Consider the following 19,823-nt stretch of genomic DNA (forward strand, 5'->3'; position numbering starts at 1 on the left):
CAGGTGGGGGGCCGACGGTGTGGTGACAGCCTCGCCACCCGGCCGGGCACCGCACCCGAGGGGAGCACGACAGTGCCCAGCAAGACCATCATCACCGCAGCCGCCGGCCTGGTCGCCGCGACGGGGATCGTCGTCACCGTCGCCTCGTTGGCCAACGCCTCCACCAGCACGTCCCCGTCCGCCGTCACGGGCTACGCCTTCGGCTACGGGCAGCAGTCCGGCCAGGGCCGTGGACCCGGCGGCGGAACGCACACCGCGGTCACCGGCACGGAGCTCTCCAAGGTCACCGCCGCGGTCAAGGCCACGGACTCCGCCGTCACCGTCACCTCCGTCCAGAAGGACGAGGACGGCTCGTACGACGTGTTCGGCACGAAGGCCGGTGCCCAGGTCATGTTCGACGTGAGCAAGGACCTCAAGACCATCACCGCCCGCACCGGCGGTCCCGGCGGTCCCGGCGGTCGTGGCAACCACGGTGGAGGGCCCGGTGGTGGCGCGCACACCGCGGTCACCGGCACCGAGCTCTCCAAGGTCACCGCCGCGGTCAAGGCCAAGGACTCCGCCGTGACCGTCACCTCCGTCCGCAAGGACGAGGACGGCTCGTACGACGTGTTCGGCACCAGGGCCGGCGCCCAGGTCATGCTCGAGGTGAGCAAGGACCTCAAGACCATCACCGCCCGCACCGGCGGTCCCGGCGGTCCCGGCGGTGGCCACGGTCACGGTCCCGACGGCGACGGCCCCGGCGCCCCGGGCGGCTCGACCGGTTCGGGCACGGAGAGCAACGGAACCCAGAGCAACGGCACGGCGAGCACCACGGCGTTCCGTACCGTCTGACCCTCACCACCCGAGGGGTGGAGCCCGGTCACCATCACGGTGGCCGGGCTCCGTCGTGCACTTCCCCTGTCAGACCCCGAACATCCCGCGGCAGCCGTCCATCCCCGTGACCTCCACCACCGGTCGTGACCGGGCGGACCACCGGGTCCTGGTGAGACGGAGCCGGTCGGAGACGAGCACCTCGTCGCCGCGGGCATCGCGCGAGATGCCGTCCGGCTCGTAGCCGAGGCGTCGCGAAACCCCTTGCGACGCGTGGTTGTCACGGAAGACCTCGGTCAGGGCGGACTCCGCCCCCAGGTGATCGAAGGCCACGGCGAGGAGGCTGGCGCGCGCCGCCGTCCCGACGCCCCTGCCCTGGTGCGCGAGCCCGAGCCAGGACGAGGTGCTCACGTCCCGGACGACGCGGAAGTCGTCGGCCCTCAACGTGACCATGCCCACCGGGCGTCCGTCGAGGAGGACCGCCATCCCGAGGCGCCACGACTGCGGCGTCCATGAGGCGAGCCGCTCCCAGTGACCGCGCAGGACGGCGTCGGCCCGCTCACCGGCGCTGCCCTCGGTCCAGGGCGTGAGGAACGGTCGCTCGCCGGGTCGGTGGACTCCACGGCCGGCGAGGTCGGCCAGCTCGGCGACCTCCTCCTCCCGAGGCAGTCGCAGCTCGACGACTGCGTCGCCAGCGGCGACAGTGGTCCGGGTGGTCAGGGCGTAGAGGGGCCAGTGGTCCTGCAGCATGGGCCCCATCCTCGCGGACGCCGTGGCCGGTGCCGTCAGTGCACGGCGGCCAGCAGCAGGCCGACCCCGACGAAGAGCCCACCGAACACGCGGTTGAGGCGACGCTGGCCGTCGCGGCTGCGGGTGAGCCGACGCAGCCACCGCGCGGCGAACGCGAACACGAACCACATGACGAGGACGTCGACGACCACGACCGTCGCGGCGAGCACGACGTACTGCGGCACGAGGGGCCGTTCCGGACGGATGAACTGCGGCGTGAACGCGAGGAAGAAGACCACGGCCTTGGGGTTGGTCAGGTTGACGAGCACCCCTTGGCGGAGCATCGCCCCGCGGGAGGCCGGCGGCACCGACGCCTCGACGTCCTGCGCGGTCGGCTGGGCACGCAGCTGACGGACGCCGAGGAACACCAGGTAGGCCGCACCGGCATACCGGATGACGTTGAACAGCAACGGGGACTCGGCCACGAGGACGCCCACCCCGGCCGCCACCACGGCGATGTGCACGAGGAGGGCGAGCTGCTGGCCGATGATGCCCCAGATGGAGCGGGCCCACCCCGAGCCGATCGAGTTGGCCATGGTGTTGATCGCCCCCGCACCCGGCGTCAGGGAGATGAGGACCGCGGCCCCGAGCAGGGTGAACCAGAGCGACCACGACACAGCGGCGAGTGTAGTTCGGTGCCGCGGCCGCCCCGGCGGGCGTCCACGGCACCGAACTGCCCTCGAGGGCCGGGTGGTCCCGGGCTCCCGGGTGGCGGGTCAGGTCGCCGCAGGGACCTCGCGGCGCGCACGGCCGGACGGCAGGGCGAGGGCGGCGAGCGCGGTACCGATCGTCCTCGGCACCTTCGGGCCATACCGGCGGTCGATGACCCCGGCGACGGGACCGAACACCATCATCATCAGGACGGTCGCAAGCAGGAACAGGCGGCCGGCCCAACCAGGTCCTCATCCTGCTGCTGCGCTCCGCCGGGCTCGAGCCCCTCGCCTCGGCCGACGCCGCGGACCTCGCCGCTCCCCTGCACGACCTGATCCACGCCCTCCTCGCCGAGCGGTCCTGACGAGCGGTCCTGGCCCACGGTCTTGACGAGGCGCGGCCCTGCCACCACGGTGAACCGATGAGCCCACCCGACCAGCCGCAGGTGCAGGTGTTCGTCGATGCCGACCTGAGCGGGGCCCGCTTCGTCCGCAGCGACCTGTCCGGCGTCGTCATGCGCGCGGTGCACGTCACCGGCGCCGACATCGATGCGCCCTGGCTCCTCGAGGGCGGGAACTCGTTGTGGGTCAACGGAGTCGACGTGGCGCCATACGTGGACGCGGAGCTGGACCGCCGCTTTCCCGGGCGTTCGCTGCGGAGGGCGACGGACCCTGACGGCCTCCGGGGGGCGTGGGCCGCGGTCGAGGCGGCCTGGGCCACGACGCTCGACCGGGTCGGCACGATGCCCCCGGGGACGGTCGACGTCCAGGTGGACGGCGAGTGGTCCTTCGCGCAGACGTTGCGACACCTGGTGATGGCGACCGACACGTGGCTCGGGCGCGCCGTCCTGGGACGCGAGCAGCCGTACCACCCCATCGGCCAGCCCCATGCGGAGTACGAGCTCGACGGCTACGACGCCTCGTTCTTCTCCCGCACGGAACCGTCGTTCGACGAGGTGCTGGAGGTGCGCGCCGGGCGCGTCGCCATGGTGCGGGACTTCCTCGCCGCCGCCACCACCGAGGACCTCGCGGTGGCGCGGCGCCACCCCTGGGCTCCGGAGCACAGCGAGAGCACCCTGGCGTGCCTGCACACCATCCTCGAGGAGGAGTGGGAGCACCACCGGTATGCCGTGCGCGACCTGGACACGGTGGGCGGCACCGCTCGGGACTGATCCCAGGGGTCCTCGCCGGCCCGCTGGGGTACCTTGACCGCAGATCGTGGACTGCTGCAGAGGGGGAGCGGGATGGCCGCGGAGGAGAAGTGCTACGAGATCACGTGGGACGAGGCGACGGGGATCGCCCGGACCGACTGGCTCCCCGGTGCGGTGTGCGGCATCGAGGAGGCCCGCGCCGTCGACGCGGAGATCAAGGCCCTCGGGCAGGACAAGGTCCGCTCGCTGGTCGACCTGCGCGAGGTCGCCTCGATCGACCGGCCGGCCCGTGAGTTCTTCATGGACCGCAACCCCAACTACCGGGCCGTGGCCCTCGTGGCGGGCTCGGCCTCCACCCGCATGCTGGCCAACTTCTTCCTGGGCCTGAAGCGTGGCTCCATCCCCGTGAAGATGTTCACGTCCGAGGCCGACGCCGTCACCTGGCTAGAAGCGCAGCCATGAGCGACGGGGGCGCCACGACGGACACGGAGGGCCAGGAGGGCCCAGGCGGCTCCCCCATCGACGCCGTCATCGAGCTGCTCACGAGGCTGGCTGCCGGCGACCTGGACGCGCGCGGGCCCCGCACGGACGACGAGGACCTCGATGCGGTCATCGTGGGGATCAACATGCTCGCCGAGGAGCTCGAGGCCAACCGCTCGGAGCTCGAGCACCGGGTGCACCTGCGCACCATCGAGCTCGAGGCCGCGCGCAAGCAGGCCCTGGAGGCGTCCCGGCTGAAGTCGGAGTTCCTGGCCACGATGAGCCACGAGATCAGGACGCCGATGAACGGCGTGATCGGCCTGACCACCCTGCTGCACCACACCGACCTCGACGAGACGCAGCAGCAGTACGTCGGGGGGCTGCAGAGCGCCGGGGAGTCGCTGCTGCGCGTCATCAACGACATCCTCGACTTCTCCAAGCTCGAGGCCGGCAAGGTGGACCTCGAGGCCGTGGACCTCGACCCACGGTCCCTGGTCGAGTCCGTGGCGGCCCTCGTGGCACCGATGACGACCACGCCGGAGCTGGAGGTCATCGCCTACTGCGCTGCCGAGGTGCCGCCACGCCTGGTCGGTGACGAGGGACGGCTGCAACAGGTCCTGCTCAACCTGGCCTCCAACGCCGTGAAGTTCACCGACAAGGGCGAGGTCGTGATCAGCGCCCGGATGGTCGACCCGGGCGACGGACGGGTGCGCTTCGAGGTGTCCGACACCGGGATCGGCATCCCCGAGGACGTCCGACCCGCGATGTTCGACTCGTTCCGACAGGCCGATGCCTCGACCACCCGCCGGTACGGCGGCAGCGGCCTCGGCCTGGCGATCTCGCGCACCCTCGTCGAGGCGATGGGCGGCAGCATCGGGGTCGACAGCGACGTGGGCGTCGGGAGCACCTTCTGGTTCGAGCTCCCCCTGCCGGTCTCCGCGACGACACCTCCTCCCGTCCCGGCCAGCGACCTGCTCCTCGGGCTGCGCGCCCTGGTCGTCGACGACAACGCCACGAACCGGCTGGTCCTGGGGTCCCAGCTCACCCAGTGGGGGTTGCGGCCCGACAGCACCGACCACCCGGGCTCCGTCATCGACCTGATGCGCGCCGCGCGCGCTGCCGGCGACCCGTACGCGATCACGGTGCTGGACATGTGCATGCCCGATCTCGACGGCATCGAGCTCGCCCGACGGATCAGCGCCGACCCCTCCCTGCGCGACACCCTCATGATCATGCTGTCCTCCACGGGCGAGATCGACCGTGCCGAGCTGGCGCGGGTCGGGGTGCGCGACGCGTTGAGCAAGCCGGTGCGCAGCAGCGACCTGTTCGACCGCCTGGTCCGCCTGGTGGCCGGCGCACCCGCAGCGAGCGTGCGCCGCCCGACGAAGAACGCCGGGCCGGCGACGGACGTGGACGCCGTCGACCGTCCCGCCCACCGCCCCTCCCCCGGTCGGGTCCTGGTCGTCGAGGACAACACGGTCAACCAGCTCGTGGCACGGGGCCTCGTGACCCGGATCGGGTACGACGTGGACGTCGTCGAGAACGGCGCCGAGGCGCTGGAAGCCATTGCGGGGCAACGGTATGCCGCCGTGCTGATGGACTGCCACATGCCCGTGATGGACGGGTACTCCGCGACCGCAGAGGTCCGCCGACGGGAGGTCGGCGGAGAGCGGCTGCCGATCATCGCGATGACGGCCAGCGCGACCACCGAGGACCGCGAGCGCTGCCTGGCCGTCGGCATGGACGCCTACGTCTCCAAGCCGGTCGACGAGTCCACCCTGAGGGAGGTCCTGGGTGCGTGGGCGCGCCCGGCCGACGCCATCGGCGCAGGGCCGGGTCCGACCGGCGCGGCTCGGGCTCCGGACCCCTCGCCCGGGCAGGAGCCGCTGGACAGCGCGAGGCTCGCGACGCTGCGCGACCTCGGCGCCACCACCGGGCAGGACCTCCTCGCAGCCCTGACCGAGGCCTTCACGACGGCCTCGCCGGTCCTCGTGGCGACGATGCGGGCGATGGTCGCCGCCGACGACGCGCAGGGACTGCGGCACGCAGCGCACGAGCTGACCGGGTCCGCGGCGAGCATCGGGGCCGTCAGGGTCGCCGAGCTCGCCCGACAGGTCGAGACGGGCGGCCTAGCGGCCGCCGCCACCCTGCTCGACCGGCTCGAGACCGAGCTGGAGCGGGCCGGCCAGCTGCTTCGCGAGTCGCTCTGACGGCGACCGCACGCTCCGGCGCCGGCGCGTGGAGCCCGCAGCTCGTCGCCTCCTTCTTCCACGGTCGGCGGATCGCGTACGGCGCCCTGTCCGTGGTCGTCGGCCTCGTGGCCGGCTGGGGTGCCCTCACCCTGACCGACTCGCGCAGCGTCGACGAGCACCGCTGAGCCACCACCGCCCGGCGGCGCCATCGCTCGACCTGTCGACGCACGTCCCAGACGGACGGGCAAGGGAAAGGCCCCCGCGACCGGAGTCGTGGGGGCTTTCCTGGGGTGGTGCTGTGGAGCCGCCTATCGGAATCGAACCGATGACCTATTCATTACGAGTGAATCGCTCTGGCCGACTGAGCTAAGGCGGCAGGTGCCCGAAGGCACGGACGATGAGTATACGGATGAGCCGCGGAATCTCCGAACCGGGCCCGACGACACCCGTCAGGTCAGCACCTGGTCCCGTCCTTGGGCACCTTGCCGTCGGTGTAGTAGTCGTTGATCGCGTCGTCGACGCAGCTGTTGGAGCGGGTGTAGGCCGTGTGCCCGTCGCCGTCGAAGGTCAGCAGTGCGGCGTTGGAGAGCTGGTCACGCAGCCGCACCGACCACTCGTACGGCGTCGCGGGGTCGCGGGTCGTGCCGACCACGACGATGGGGCCGCTGCCCTCCGCGCTGATCTTGTGCGGGCCGGTCTGGCCCTCTGTCGACTTCACCGGCCACTGCCCGCAGACCAGCGACCCCCACGCGAGGAACGGCCCCCAGGTCGGGGCGACCTTCGCGTTGTCCGCGGCCCGCTGGGCGTACACCGCCGGGTCGGGGCTGTCGGGGTTGTCCAGGCAGGAGATCGCGTAGAACGCCTCGAGCAGGTTGCCGGCGTAGACGCCGTTCTGGTTGCGCTGCGCGTACTGGTCGGCGAGCTTCATCAGCTCCGTGCCGTCGTCCTTGCGCACGACCTGGGCCAGGGCGTCCGTGAGGGTCCCCCACGAACCCTGGTCGTACATGGCCTGCGCGATGCCGGTGGCGGCCCACCCCTCGGTGAGCTGCTTGAGGGTGCCGTCCTGCATGGGCACCGGCTGCTGGTCCAGCCGGGTCAGCAGCGCACGCATCCCGGACATGACCTCGTCGACGGAGCCACCGAGGGGGCAGTCGCCCTCGTCCACGCAGTTGGCGGCATACGCGCGAGTGGCCCGCTCGAACCCCTCGGCCTGGCCCTTGGCCACCTCTGCGGCGCTGATGTCCGGCGGGAGGACCCCGTCGAGGACGAACCGACCGACGAGCTTCGGGAACAGCCCGGCATACGTGGCGCCGAGGAAGGTGCCGTAGGACTTGCCCAGGTAGTTGAGCTTCTCGTCCCCGAGGGCCGACCGCAGGATGTCCATGTCCTTGGCGGCGTCGACGGTCGAGACGTGGCTGATGAGCGCCCCGGTCCGCTGCACGCACCCCTGCGCGAACTCCTTGCCCGAGGCGGCGAACGCGGCGGCCTCGGCGGCGTCGTCCGGGGTCGGGTCCTGCCCGAGGAACGCGTCCATCTGGGTGTCCGGGAGGCAATCGATCGGCTGCGACCGCTGCACGCCGCGGGGGTCGAAGCCCACGACGTCGAAGCGCTGACGCACCGGCTTCCCCACGATGAAGTCCGCAGCCTGCGCGTAGTCCACGCCCGACCCTCCGGGGCCGCCCGGGTTGACCACGAGCGACCCGATGCGGTCCCTGGGCTTGGTGGCCTTCATGCGCAGCACCGAGATCTCGATCCGGTCGCCGTCCGGCTTGGCGTAGTCGAGCGGGACCTCGAGCTTCGCGCACTCGGAGATCCGGCACTTCTGCCAGTCCAGCTTCTGCCCGTAGTACGACGCGAGCGCCTCGGACCCGGCCGGGGGCCTGGCCGCCGCGGTCGAGGAGGTCGAGGGCGTTGCGCCGGAGTCGCCCCCACCGAGCAGGGAGCACCCGGAGAGGCTGACGGTCACGATCGCGGTCGCCGCCACGAGCATCCGTGTGCGAGAAGTCATGGGCGGCACGGTATCCCGCCGTGCTGGGAGACGCCGCCCCGGACGCGTATGGCGCGTGCGCGCCTCAGCGGGGTACGCGCAGCGTGATCGCCATCGCCTCGAGGGCCAGCAGCGGTGCGACGTTGAGCCCGATGCGCTCGCGGGCGGTGCCGATGGCATCCATGGCCCCGAGCAGCTGCTCGGGCGTCATCGACCGCGCGAGCGCCTGCACCTCGCGGATGCTGTCCTGGTTGACCAGCCCGAGACCGGCACCGCTGTGCACCACGAGGGCGTCCCGGTACACCGACAACAGGTCGACCAGGGACCGGTCGAGCACGTCGCGCGAGTGGCGGGTGGCCCGCGCCTTCTGCTCCTTCTCCAGCGACGAGAGCTGGCTGCGGATGTGGGGCGGCTGGGTGCGCGCCGACGGGTCGGCTCCCAGCATCTCCATCAGCCTCTTCTTCTCGGCGACGTCCCGCTCACTGGCCGCGGCCGAGGACTCCTCGTCCGCGATGGAGACGAGGTCGGCGGCCGCGCCCACCGCGTCGCCGACACCGTGGATCCTGCCCGCGAGGGCGACGACGTCCCGGCGCCGGATGCGGGCACCCTCGTCACGGGCCAGCCGGCGTGCGAGGCCCACGTGGCTCTGGGCCGCTCGCGCGGCATACAGGGCCATCGGCATCTCGATGCCGTCGCGGCGGTGGAGCAGCTCGGCGACCGCCTCGACGGGAGGGGTGCGCAGCCGCACGTGGCGCGAGCGCGAACGGATCGTGATGACGACGTCCTCGAGCGAGGGCGCGCACAGGATCCAGACCGTGCGTGCGACGGGCTCCTCGATCGCCTTGAGCAGGGCATCGGCGGCGCGTTCGGTGAGGCGGTCGGCGTCCTCGACGATGATGACGCGCCAGGGCCCGACGGACGGGCGCAGGGCAGACATGGCGGCGAGCTCGCGCGCCTGCTCGACCTTGATCGACAGGCCCTCCGTGGCGACGAGGTCCACGTCGGCGTGCGTGCCGTCGACCGCGGTGCGGCACTCACGGCACTCGCCGCAGCCGTTCAGCGGGCACTCGAGCGCACCGGCGAACGCCCGCGCGGCCACCGAGCGTCCCGATCCGGGTGGTCCGGTGAGCAGCCACGCGTGCGTCATCGACCCGGGCTCGGCGACGGCTCGCTGGAGCGTCGCGACGGCGGAGTCCTGCCCGATGACGTCGCGCCAGACGGTCACGGCAGCACCACCAGCGACCTCAGCCGTGCGAGGACCGCCGCGTGGATCTCGTCGGGAGGCAGGGTGCCGTCGACGACGAGGTAGCGCTGGGGGTTGCCCTCCGCCATGGCCAGGAAGTGCGCACGGATGGCCTCGTGGAACGCGTCCGCCTCCGCCTCGAGCCGGTCGTGGACCTCGCCCCGCCGACGGCGCCCCTCCTGCGCGGACACGTCGACGATGACGGTGAGGTCGGGGACGAGCTCGTCGACGGCCCACATGTTGAGGTCGTGGATCTCCTGCGCGCCGAGGTCGCGACCGGCGCCCTGGTAGGCCACCGAGGAGTCGGTGTAGCGGTCGGTCAGCACGACCTCGCCCCGGTCGAGGGCGGGGCGGATCAGCTGGTCGACGTGATGCGCCTTGTCGGCGGCGAAGAGCAGGGCCTCGGCCCGGGGGGCCACGTGGGCGCCGTGCAGCACCAGGTCGCGGATCTGGTGCCCGAGGTCGGTGCCACCGGGCTGGCGGGTCACGGTGACCGTCCTGCCCGCAGCCTGGAGGGCGTCACGGAGCAGGGCCACCTGCGTGGACTTGCCCGCGCCGTCGCCACCCTCGAAGGCGATGAAGAGTCCGTCGGTCACGCAGTGAGCCTAGGCCGTCCGGCGGACAGCGGGTGCCGGCTGGTCCCGTGCGGTGCGAGGGGCTCAGTGGTGGACGGCGACGAGCAGGCAGGTCCCCGCGATGGCCGAGGCGAGCAGGACGGCGGCAGGGGCGAGGGTCATGCGCAGGACCTCGCCCGCGCGACGGGAGGCACCGACGGCGCTCAAGCCGAGGAGGATGACCACCGGCGCCAAGGAGTTGCCGATGTTGCCACCGGCCAGCTGGCCTGCGAGCAGATCGGCCGGAGGTTCGCCGATGAGGTGGGCGACGTCGGCTTGCAACGAGGAGAACAGCGCGTTGGAGCTCGTCGTCGAGCCGGTGATGAACGAACCCAGGGCACCGACGAGCGGCGCGATGGCGGGGTACGCGCTCCCCGTGGCCACCGCGGCACCCTGGGCGACGGTGCGGACCATGCCGCTGTCCACGAGCACGCCGGCCACCGAAGCGAGCAGGACGACGGACGGCGAGGACTTCCAGGCCTGCTTCAGGGCGCCCCGCCACACGGGCCCCCACGCGCCCCGCGCCCAGATCCCTCGTGCGGCCCAGACCGCGACGCTGCCCGCCGACGCGACGAGCAGGAACGTGCCCGGGTGGCCCAGGAGGGCGATGGGGTTGTAGACCGACACGGCGTCGTTGACGGTCCCCTGGTGGGTGCTCGTCTGCGGGAACGACGGTCCGATCAACAGGTGTCCCTTGGCCCACGACCGCAGGGCGGGCGGCAGGAAGACCGCGAGCGCCACGATCCCGAGCAGGGCGTAGGGCACGGCCGCGGCTCGCGCCCGCGAGCGCATCTGCGCGTCACCCGGGTCCGAGGGCGTGGCTTCCCGGTCGCGCGCGGAGAACCGGCGCAGCACGAACACCACGGCAACACCCGAGGCACCGGCGCACAGGGCGGCGATCCCGGGCTCGAGTCGGGCGGCCCCGGCCTGGACGAGGGCCATCACCGGGCCGGCGGTGGCCAGCAGCCGCCAACCCTCCCGCAGGCCCCCCAGCCCGCCGTCCATCAGGGCGACGAGCACACCGGAGAGCAGGCAGTTGACGCCGAGGAGCACTGCCGCCGACGCGGCATACGCAGCCCGGCCGGGGCTGTCGAGGTGGGCGGTGAGGGCCCCCATGTAGAAGGACGAACCCATCGAGCCGAACCCCACCGCCCAGTGGTAGCCGATAAGGGGCAGGGCCACGGCCCGGGCCTTGCCGATCCCGAGTGCGACGAGCAGCGGCGCCGCGACCGCGATCGGCGTCCCGAACCCCGACACCCCCTGGATGAACGACGGGAGCACCCACGCGAGGAGCAGGACGTTCTCCGTGCGTCGCGGCAGCATGGTCGACAGGGCCTGGCCGAGGGCCTTCATGCCCACGTGGGTGGCGAGGTGGTGCATGAGCAGCGCCGGCCAGATGACGTAGAGGATCCACAGCCCGACCCACGCCCCCTTGCCGAGTCCGACGGCGACGGTCAGCCCGCCGGCTCCGAAGGCGAGCACGGCGACCGCAATGCTGTAGGCGACGGTGACCGACGCGTTGACGATCGTCGAGAACCTCCCCCAGAGGACCAGGGCGAGCAGCAGCACGACGGGGCTCACCGCCAGCACCCACGTGAGTGGCGGGACGGCGGCCAGCGTCTCGGGCTGGGCTGCGAGGGTCAGCGTGGGCAGTGGCATAGATTGTCTTTCGTATACGGTCGGGGTGGAGGGCGCACCGGACGACGAGCGAGGGGGAGGACGCCATGACCAGCGGCTTAGGGCACACCATCGGCAGCCAGCACCTGGCCCTGCGCGAGCAGGTCCTCGCCGAGCTGCGTCGACGGATCGTGGACGGCGACTACCCGCCGGGCGAGCGGCTCACGGAGGAGCGCCTCGCCGCCGACTTCGGTGTCTCCCGCAACCCCGTGCGGGAGGCCCTGCGCATCGTCGAGGCCGACGGCCTGGTCGTGATGATGCCCCGCCGCGGTGCGGTCGTGGCCACCCCCGACGCCTCGACCGTCGCCGACCTCTTCGCCGTGCGCTCGAGCCTCGAGACCGTCGCCGCCCGCATGGCCGCGGAACGGGCCACCCCGCCCGACGTCGCCGACCTGCGCAGGCTGCTCGACTCCGCCCGGGTCGCGACCGAGGAGGACGACCTGTCCCGAGTCGCACAGCTCAACAGCGACCTGCACCTGCGGGTCATCGACATCAGCGGGAACCGTTGGCTCGCCTCGATCTCTGCCGCCCTGTACCTGCACGTGCACTGGATCTTCCGCATCGGCGCCGCCCACCGGGCGCCGCACTCGTGGCAGGAGCACATCAGGCTCGTCGACGCGATCGAGGCCCGTGACCCCGACGAGGCGGAGGCTGCGGCACACGCCCACGTGGCGGCTGCGGCCCGGGCCGCGCTCGACAACGTCGACGAGTCCGTCGGCTGACCGACGGTCGCGTCGTGGTCAGCGGCCCACGGCATAGCCCTGCATCCCTCGCGGGTTCGCCCCGGCGCGCAGCACCCCGGTCCCCGCGTCGCGCGTGACGGCGCACAGGCGACCCAGGCTCCACGGGTCGGACACCCGCACCGTGTGCCCGCGGGCCTCCAGTCCCGAGAGCACGTCCGGCCCTAGCCGGTCCTCGGCCACCAGGACACCGGGTTCGCTCTGCCGCGGGTAGAAGGACCCGGGAAAGCTCGTCGTGTGCCACGAGGGTGCGTCGATGGCCTCCTGCAGCTGCTGCCCGCCGACGAGGTGGCGCAGCAGGAAGACCAGCTGCCACTGGTCCTGCTGGTCACCACCGGGTGAGCCACAAGCCATGTAGGGCAACCCGTCTCGCAGCACCAGCGTGGGAGTGAGGGTGGTGCGCGGGCGTCGCCCCGGCGCGAGCGAGGATGCGAGGCCCTCCTCCAGCCAGAACATCTGCATCCGGCTGCCGAGGCAGAACCCCAGCTCGGGGATCGTCGGCGAGCTCTGCAGCCAGCCCCCGCTCGGTGTCGCCGAGATCATGTTGCCCCAACGGTCCACGACGTCCACGTGGCAGGTGTCGCCCCGCGTCGCCCCCGACGGCGCGACCGTCGGCTCCCCCGTCGTCGCATCACCAGCGGCCTGTGGCGCACCAGCCCCCGTGACGTATGCCGCGAGCCTGGGTTCGCGCCCGTCCGCGCTCCCGGGTCGCACCTCGAGGGAGGCCCGGTCGCCCACGAGAGAGGCGCGTCGCGCCGCATAATCCTCGGACAGAAGGGATTCCAGTGGGACGTCGACGTCGCCGTACCACGCCTCACGGTCGGCGAAGGCGAGCTTGAGCGACTCGGCGGCCGCGTGGATCCCTGCGGCGCTCGAGGGGTCGAGGAGCGTGTCGTCGCCCAGCGCGTCGAGGGTGCGCAGGGTCTGCAGGAGCGCGGGGCCCTGGCCCCAGGCGCCGGTCTTGGCGATGGTGTGACCGCGCCAGTCGAGGGTGGCCGGAGCCTCCCAGGTCGCGCTGAACCCGGCCAGGTCGGCACCGGTGACGAGCCCCCCGTGCGCTTCACCGCTGGAGTCGCGGAAGGGCTTGCGGGAGAAGGCGTCCACCGCCTCCGCCACGAAGCCCTGGCTCCACGCCCGCCGGGCTCCGTCGATCTGGGCCTCGCGCGTCGAGCCTGCCGCCCGGCCCTCGGCGACGAGACGGTCGAGGGTGTCCGCCCAGGCGGGGTTCGTGAAGAGTGCGCCGGGTGCGGGCGCCTTGCCGTCCCGGAGCCAGAGGTCGGCGGAGGTGTGCCAGTCCGTCTCGAACAGCTCCTGCACCGTCTCGACCGTGGCGCTCACCCGGCCCAGCAGGGGGTGGCCGTGCCGGGCGTACCCGATCGCCGGGGCCAGCACGTCCTGCAGGGCGCGCGTCCCGTGGTCACGCAGCAGGAGCAGCCAGGCGTCGACCGCGCCGGGGATCGCCGCCGCCAACGGACCCGAGCCCGGCACGAGGTCCAGGCCCTCGGAGCGGTAGTGCTCGATCGTCGCCCCGGCGGGGGCCGGGCCCTGGCCACACAGCACCCGTGGGGTCGGGTCGTCCGCGGTGGCGATGATCGCCGGCATGTCGCCGCCGGGACCGTTGAGGTGCGGCTCCACGACGTGCAGGACGAAGCCGGCGCTGACCGCGGCGTCGAAGGCGTTGCCGCCGAGCTCGAGCTCGCGCATCGCCGCCTGCGAGGCGATCCAGTGCGTGGACGAGACCATGCCGAAGGTGCCCTCGAGGGTCGGCCGGGTCGTGAAGGTCATGCGGGAGGTCCTGTCGTCGTGGCGGTCTCGGTCCTGCGGATGTCGGGCCCGGAGCCATCGTCGCCGACGAGGTGGCAGGCCACCGTGCTGCCCCCCACCTGCCGCAGGGGAGGCACCTCGTCGGCACACCTGGCGACGGCGACCGGGCACCGGGTGTGGAACCGGCACCCCGAGGGCGGGTCCATCGCCGAGGGGAGGTCGTCCCCGAGCAGCACCGGTGTACGTGCCCGCTGCTTCGCGGGGTCCGCGACGGGGGCTGCCGCAAGGAGGGCCTGCGTGTACGGGTGGCGAGGGTGGGCGAAGATCTCCTCGCGGGTGCCCTGCTCGACGAGCTGCCCGAGGTACATCACGGCGATGTCGTCGGCGAGGTACTCCACGGCCGACAGGTCGTGCGTGATGAACAGGCACGCGAACCCGATGTCCCTCTGGAGGTCGGCGAGCAGGTTGAGCACCGAGGCCTGCACCGAGACGTCGAGCGCGCTCGTCGGCTCGTCGGCGACGAGGAGCGTGGGCTCGGACATCAGTGCCCGCGCGATGCTGACCCGCTGGCGCTGGCCGCCGGAGAGCTCGTGCGGGTAGCGCCGGGCCACCTCGGGCCGCAGCCCCACCCTGCCCAGGCCGTCGGCGACCTTCTCGGCCCTCTCCTGGCGACTGAGCCGGCCCCCCTGCAGCCTCAGGGGTTCGGCGATGACGTCGCCCACGAGCATCCGGGGGTCGAGCGACCCCGCCGGGTCCTGGAAGACGATGGACACGTCGCGACGGTGCTGGCGCATCCGGGAACGGGACAGGTGGGTGACGTCGGTACCGGCGAGGCGGACCGACCCGCTCGTGGGCTCGACGAGGCGCACGATGCAACGCCCGACCGTCGACTTCCCCGAACCGCTCTCGCCGACCAGCGCGGTGACCTGGCCGCGCCGGATCTGCATCGTCACACCGTCGACGGCGCGCACCGCGCCGTAGTGCATCGCGAGGTCCTCGAGCTCGAGCACCACTGGCTGCCCCTCGAACGCCGGTGGCACCTCCGGCTGGGGGACGTCGTGCGTCGGGACGGTGCTCATCGGGGATCCTCCGTGCTCGGGCGGGGCGCGTCGCCCCGCGGGTGCCAGCAGGCCACCACGTGCTCGTGCCGGTCCGCACCGGCGGTCGCCCCCGCGGGCTCGAGCGGCGGAGCCGACGCGCGGCACCGGTCGGTCGCCGCCGGGCAGCGGTCGGCGAAGGTGCAGGCGTCCGGCTGCTCGGACAGCACCGGCACCAGGCCGGGGATCTCCTGCAGCCGGTGCGTTCCGGCGTGCCGGCCGGGCGTGGGCGACGCGGACAGCAGGCCCGACGTGTAGTGGTGCTGGGGACGGGCGAAGAGCTCGTCCACGCCGGCGCGCTCGACGACCCGCCCGGCATACATGACGACCACACGGTCGGCCACGTCGGCGATGACGCCGAGGTCGTGGGTGATGACGAGGATGCTCGTCCCGAACCGGTCCCGCAGGCCACGGAGCACGTCGAGGATGCCGGCCTGCACCGTCACGTCGAGTGCGGTCGTCGGTTCGTCGGCCACGAGCACCTTCGGCTGGCAGGCGACGGCCATGGCGATCATCACGCGCTGGCGCATGCCCCCAGACAGCTGGTGGGGGTACTGCTTCACCCGCTCGCGCGCGGAGGGGATGCCGACGACGCCGAGCAGCTCGACGGCCCGCTCGAGGGCATCGGTGCGCGAGAGCTTCTCGTGGACCTGCAGGACCTCCGTGATCTGCCGGCCGACCGTGAGGACCGGGTTCAGCGAGGACATCGGCTCCTGGAAGATGTAGGCGATGTCGCGTCCGCGCGCCGCCCGCAGGACCGCCGGTCGGGCACCCACGAGCTCGCGGCCGAGGAGCCGGACCGAGCCGTCGATGGTGGCGCTGCGCGGCAGGAGGCCGGCCAGGCTCATCGCGGTCACGGACTTGCCGCAGCCGGACTCCCCGACGATGCCGACGATCTCGCCCTGGGCCAGGGTCAGGTCGACCCCGTCCACGGCGCACACGGTCCCCGCCTCGGTGGCGAACCGCACCCCCAGGCCGGACACCTCGAGGACGGGCGCGGTCGTCGTCCCGGCTTCGGTCGACGTGGCGGTGGCGGTCATCGGCGGCTCGCCTTCGGGTCGAGTGCGTCGCGCAGGCTGTCGCCGAACACGTTGAACGCCAGAGCCAGCACCATGATCGCGATCCCGGGAAGCACCGCGGCCCACGGTGCGCGGGCGGCGAACTGCTGGGCGTTCGCGAGCATCGTGCCGAGGCTGGGGTCGGGCGGCTGGATGCCGAGCCCGAGGAAGGACAGGACCGCCTCACCGAGGATCGCCGCCGGGATGGCGACGGTCGCCTGGACCAGCACGACGGAGGTCGCGTTCGGGAGGATGTGGCGACGCAGCACCCAGAGGTCGCTCGCGCCGTCGACCACGGCAGCGGCGACGAAGTCGAGTCCCTTGAGCCGCAACGCATCCGAGCGCACGACGCGGATGACGCCCGGGATCTGAGCGATCCCGATGGCCACGGCGGCGTTGCCCAGGCTGGCGCCTCGGATGGCGGCGAACCCGACCGCGAGGATGAGGAAGGGGAACGCCAGCAGCAGGTCGGTGAGCCTGGAGATGACGGCGTCGGCGGCACGGAAGTACCCCGCGGAGAGGCCGAGCGGCACCCCGATCACCAACGCGGTGAAGACGGCGAGCGCGGCGACCTCGAGCGAGGCACGGCTGCCCAGGATGATCCGTGAGAGCACGTCCCGGCCGAGGTCGTCGGTGCCCAGCACGTGCCCTGCCGTGCCGGGAGGGGCGAGCGTGTTGGCGAAGTCGGTCTGCTCGGGGGCGTATGGCGCGATCCACGGCGCGAGGACGGCGACCACCACCGCGACGGCCAGGACGACGAAGCTCACCACCGCGAGGGGGTTGCGACGCAGCCGGCGCAGCACCCGGGAGCGCTGCGAGGACTCGCGGTCCTTCGACCCGGCCGGGTCGGGGGCCGCCGGTGAGGACGCGGGCGGCAGGGCGGTGTCGACGCTCATGAGGCCTCTCCGGTGACGCGGACCCGCGGGTCGATGACCGAGTAGAGCAGGTCGACCGCGAAGTTGATGACGATGTAGGCGGTCGCCGTCACGAGGACGACGGCCTGGATCACGGGGTAGTCCCGCTGGAACACGGCGTCGATGGTCATCTTCCCGAAGCCGGGCAGCCCGAAGATCTGCTCGGTGACGACGGCGCCCGAGATGAGTCCCCCGAGCTGCAGGCCCACGATCGTCACCACGACGATCAGGCTGTTGCGCAGGGCGTGCCGGCGCACGACCACGCTCGGCCGCAGCCCCTTGGCCTCAGCCGTCCGCACGTAGTCGGTCGCGAGTGAGTCGAGCATCGAGGACCGGGTCTGCCGCATGATCACGGCGGACAGGCCGGTACCGAGGATGAGCGCCGGGAGGATGATGTGGTGCAGGTTGTCCACGGGGTCCTCCCCCAGCGGCACGAACCCTGAGGCGGGGAACAGTCCGGTCGCCACCGACAGGTAGAGGATCGCGACGAGGCCGAGCCAGAAGTGCGGGACGGACAGTCCGAGCAGTGCGAAGGCGTTGGCCACCCACTCCGCCGGCCCGCCGCGCCATACCGCTGCCACGACTCCGGCCCCGACGCCGAGGACGACGGCGATCGCGATGGCGAGCAGGGACAGCTCGAGGGTGACGGGCAGCGCGGTCCGCAACATGTCGTTGACGCTCTGGCCGGTGCGCACCGAGGTGCCGAGGTCGCCCTGCAGCGCATTGGTGACGAAGTGCCAGAACTGCAGCGGCAGGGGCTGGTCGAGGCCGTAGCGCTCGCGGAGGGCGGCCAGGGCCTCCGGGGTCCGGTCCTCACCCGCGAGGGCGAGGGCCGGGTCCCCGGGGAGGGCCCGGACGCCGAGGAAGACGACGACGGTGGCCAGCACCAAGGTCACCAGCGACTGCCAGGCCCGGTTGAGGAGGTAGCTGCGCACAGCGTCTACTTGGCCATCCCGGCGAACCCGAGCCGGACGACGCCGTCCGGGAAGACCTGGACGCCCTTGACCGACGTGGACACACCGGTGAGGTTGCGCTGGCGGTACAGGTAGATGAGCGGGTCGTCCTCGTGGAGCTTCGCCACGACCTGGTCGTACAGGCCCTTGCGCTTCTCGACGTCGTTCGTCTCACGCGCCTGGTCGAGCAGCCCGTCCACGGTCGCGTTGCTGTAGCCGGCGACGTTCTGGCTGCCACCGGTGCCGACGAAGTTGGTGATGTTGGCGTCAGGGTCGATGCGTCCCGACCAGCCGAGCTGGAGCAGCGAGAACTCGCCGCGGTCCTGCTGGTCGAGCAGTGAGGCGTACTCGACCGGCTTGATCTGCAGGTCGAAGCCACCCTCCTTGACCATCGACTGCAGCGCCTGGGCCAGGCGCAGGCTGTCGGGGTTGTTGGAGGTGATCATCTCGATGGGGAACGGCGTGGTGATGCCGGCCTCCTTCAGCAGCGCCTTCGCCTTGGCCGGGTCGTGCGGGGTGCACGCCTGCGCGGCCTCGGTGGAGAACTCGCTCTGGGGGGCGATCGGGGAGCAGGCGACGGTGTTGAGGTCGTTGAAGATCACCTTGACGAGCCCGGCCCGGTCGACGGCCAGCTCGAACGCCTGGCGGATCCGGGGGTCCTTGGCCTCGGGCCGGTCGACCTGCTTGAGCGGCGACCCGATGCCGTCGGAGTTGGCGATGTTGAACGTCACGCCCTGGTAGCCGAGGGACTGCGACTGCAGCACCTGGAGGTCCTTCTCCTTCTGCAGGGCCGGGACGTCCTGGGCCGAGAGGGAGTCCGCGATCTGCACGTCGCCGGAGCGCAGGTTGGCCGCACGGATGCTGGCGTCGGTGATGATCCGGTAGGTCACCTTGTCGAGGTGCACCTTGTCGGCGTCGTAGAACTTCGGGTCCTTCACGAGCTCGATCGAGTTCTGCGGGACGCGCTTGGCGAACTTGAACGGACCGACGCAGACCGGAGCCGTGGCGAACTTGTCACCGAGGGCCTTGGCGGCCTTGGGGCTGACGATCATCCCGGCTCGGTCGGTCAGCGCGGCGGTCAGCGGCGCGAACGGCTTGGACAGGCTCACGACGACGGTCTTGGAGTCCTTGGCCTCGACGTCGGTGATCGGTCCCAGCTCGCTCTTGCGTCCGGACCCCTCGATCGTGAGGTTGCGGTCGAGGGTCGCCTTGACGGCCTGCGCGTCGAACTTCGTCCCGTCGGCGAACACGATGTCGTCCCGCACGGGGATGGTGACCGTCTTGCCGTCTGCGCTCGTCGTCGGGAGCGCGGTCGCCAGCTGCGGCACGACCTTCGCGTCCTGGTCGACGTCGTAGAGCTTCTGGCACATGGCATGGAACACGTAGCGCGAGTAGAGGCTGCGTGACAGGGCCGGGTCGAGCTGGTCCGGCTCGGCGGACAGCGCCATGACGAGGTCGCCGCCGTCCTTGACCTGGTCGGCAGCCGCCGGCTCGCCGAACGAGTCCTTGCCGGTGGCTGCCGAACCACCGGACGAGCCGGAGTCGGACGCGGGCTGGACGGCGCTGCAGCCCGCGGCGGCGAGGGACAGCGCCACGGCGAGGGCGAGTGGACGACCCCAGGCATGGGTCGCTCGAGCCGTGGGGCCGTGTGGACGGGGTTCGGACGTGCGGCGCAGGACGGTGCGGATGGTCATGGACGCTCCC

The 19,823-nt window shown here is 72.2% G+C and carries 18 protein-coding genes and 1 tRNA gene; 5 read left to right on the forward strand and 14 right to left on the reverse strand.

Annotated features, from left to right (window positions below; genetic code table 11):
• The first annotated feature begins 72 nt into the window (after nt 1–72).
• Nucleotides 73–831, forward strand: a complete 759-nt coding sequence (locus ASD62_RS20470) for a hypothetical protein (RefSeq protein WP_056915680.1) — start codon at nt 73–75, stop codon at nt 829–831.
• Nucleotides 832–900: 69 nt separating this feature from the next.
• Here ASD62_RS20470 and ASD62_RS09085 read toward each other — a convergent pair whose 3' ends face one another.
• From ASD62_RS09085 to ASD62_RS20085, 3 genes are all read right to left on the reverse strand, one after another.
• Complete coding sequence (locus tag ASD62_RS09085; protein WP_056915681.1) at nt 901–1,560, reverse strand: GNAT family N-acetyltransferase; 660 nt, start codon at nt 1,558–1,560, stop codon at nt 901–903.
• A 35-nt stretch (nt 1,561–1,595) separates the two neighbouring features.
• The gene (locus ASD62_RS09090; protein WP_056915682.1) at nt 1,596–2,216 is read right to left on the reverse strand and encodes a LysE family transporter; all 621 of its coding nucleotides are present in this window, start codon (nt 2,214–2,216) and stop codon (nt 1,596–1,598) included.
• A gap of 99 nt (nt 2,217–2,315) precedes the next feature.
• Nucleotides 2,316–2,453 (reverse strand): hypothetical protein, encoded by a 138-nt coding sequence (locus ASD62_RS20085; RefSeq protein ID WP_157581416.1) that lies wholly within the window; start codon nt 2,451–2,453, stop codon nt 2,316–2,318.
• A gap of 218 nt (nt 2,454–2,671) precedes the next feature.
• On the opposite strand from ASD62_RS20085, the gene ASD62_RS09100 reads away from it, so the two are divergent.
• From ASD62_RS09100 to ASD62_RS09110, 3 genes are all read left to right on the forward strand, one after another.
• A complete protein-coding gene (locus ASD62_RS09100; RefSeq protein ID WP_056915684.1) occupies nt 2,672–3,421 on the forward strand; it encodes a DinB family protein in 750 nt (249 codons plus the stop codon).
• Between the two features lie 72 nt (nt 3,422–3,493).
• Nucleotides 3,494–3,862 (forward strand): STAS/SEC14 domain-containing protein, encoded by a 369-nt coding sequence (locus tag ASD62_RS09105; protein WP_056915685.1) that lies wholly within the window; start codon nt 3,494–3,496, stop codon nt 3,860–3,862.
• On the forward strand, nt 3,859–6,090 hold the full coding sequence (locus tag ASD62_RS09110; RefSeq protein ID WP_056915686.1) for a response regulator: 2,232 nt from the start codon (nt 3,859–3,861) through the stop codon (nt 6,088–6,090). The genes ASD62_RS09105 and ASD62_RS09110 overlap by 4 nt, the downstream gene beginning before the upstream one ends.
• A 281-nt stretch (nt 6,091–6,371) precedes the next feature.
• Here the strand turns inward: ASD62_RS09110 and ASD62_RS09115 are convergent.
• The 5 genes from ASD62_RS09115 to ASD62_RS09135 form a co-directional block, all read right to left on the reverse strand.
• Nucleotides 6,372–6,448 (reverse strand) — tRNA-Thr (locus ASD62_RS09115).
• A 78-nt stretch (nt 6,449–6,526) separates the two neighbouring features.
• Nucleotides 6,527–8,080 carry an alpha/beta hydrolase gene (locus ASD62_RS09120; RefSeq protein WP_056915687.1) on the reverse strand — a complete coding sequence of 518 codons (1,554 nt, stop codon included), beginning with the start codon at nt 8,078–8,080 and terminating at the stop codon, nt 6,527–6,529.
• A 64-nt stretch (nt 8,081–8,144) separates the two neighbouring features.
• A complete protein-coding gene (locus tag ASD62_RS09125) occupies nt 8,145–9,284 on the reverse strand; it encodes a DNA polymerase III subunit delta' (protein ID WP_056915688.1) in 1,140 nt (379 codons plus the stop codon).
• Nucleotides 9,281–9,898, reverse strand: coding sequence for a dTMP kinase (gene tmk, locus ASD62_RS09130; protein ID WP_056915689.1), 618 nt, complete (start codon nt 9,896–9,898; stop codon nt 9,281–9,283). The genes ASD62_RS09125 and tmk overlap by 4 nt, the downstream gene beginning before the upstream one ends.
• A gap of 63 nt (nt 9,899–9,961) precedes the next feature.
• Nucleotides 9,962–11,575: an L-lactate permease gene (locus ASD62_RS09135; RefSeq protein WP_056915690.1), complete on the reverse strand. Its 1,614-nt coding sequence runs from the start codon at nt 11,573–11,575 to the stop codon at nt 9,962–9,964.
• A gap of 65 nt (nt 11,576–11,640) precedes the next feature.
• Between ASD62_RS09135 and ASD62_RS09140 the strand changes: the two genes are divergently transcribed.
• Nucleotides 11,641–12,315, forward strand: a complete 675-nt coding sequence (locus tag ASD62_RS09140) for a GntR family transcriptional regulator (protein WP_056915691.1) — start codon at nt 11,641–11,643, stop codon at nt 12,313–12,315.
• An 18-nt stretch (nt 12,316–12,333) separates the two neighbouring features.
• Here the strand turns inward: ASD62_RS09140 and ASD62_RS09145 are convergent, their stop codons facing one another.
• Genes ASD62_RS09145 through ASD62_RS09170 form a run of 6 tightly spaced genes read right to left on the reverse strand, consistent with a single transcriptional unit; the run spans nt 12,334 to nt 19,813 of the window.
• Nucleotides 12,334–14,118: a gamma-glutamyltransferase family protein gene (locus ASD62_RS09145; RefSeq protein ID WP_056915692.1), complete on the reverse strand. Its 1,785-nt coding sequence runs from the start codon at nt 14,116–14,118 to the stop codon at nt 12,334–12,336.
• Nucleotides 14,115–15,176: an ABC transporter ATP-binding protein gene (locus ASD62_RS09150; protein WP_082580654.1), complete on the reverse strand. Its 1,062-nt coding sequence runs from the start codon at nt 15,174–15,176 to the stop codon at nt 14,115–14,117. Before ASD62_RS09150 ends, ASD62_RS09145 begins: the two co-directional genes overlap by 4 nt.
• Nucleotides 15,173–16,234 (reverse strand): ABC transporter ATP-binding protein, encoded by a 1,062-nt coding sequence (locus ASD62_RS09155; protein WP_056915693.1) that lies wholly within the window; start codon nt 16,232–16,234, stop codon nt 15,173–15,175. Before ASD62_RS09155 ends, ASD62_RS09150 begins: the two co-directional genes overlap by 4 nt.
• Nucleotides 16,231–17,148 carry an ABC transporter permease gene (locus tag ASD62_RS09160; RefSeq protein WP_056915694.1) on the reverse strand — a complete coding sequence of 306 codons (918 nt, stop codon included), beginning with the start codon at nt 17,146–17,148 and terminating at the stop codon, nt 16,231–16,233. Before ASD62_RS09160 ends, ASD62_RS09155 begins: the two co-directional genes overlap by 4 nt.
• A complete protein-coding gene (locus ASD62_RS09165) occupies nt 17,145–18,101 on the reverse strand; it encodes an ABC transporter permease (RefSeq protein ID WP_056915695.1) in 957 nt (318 codons plus the stop codon). The genes ASD62_RS09160 and ASD62_RS09165 overlap by 4 nt, the downstream gene beginning before the upstream one ends.
• 5 nt (nt 18,102–18,106) lie before the next feature.
• Nucleotides 18,107–19,813, reverse strand: a complete 1,707-nt coding sequence (locus tag ASD62_RS09170) for an ABC transporter substrate-binding protein (protein WP_082580656.1) — start codon at nt 19,811–19,813, stop codon at nt 18,107–18,109.
• Between the last annotated feature and the right edge of the window lie 10 nt (nt 19,814–19,823).

This window comes from Phycicoccus sp. Root563 (genome assembly GCF_001427915.1).
Taxonomy (GTDB): Bacteria; Actinomycetota; Actinomycetes; order Actinomycetales; family Dermatophilaceae; genus Pedococcus.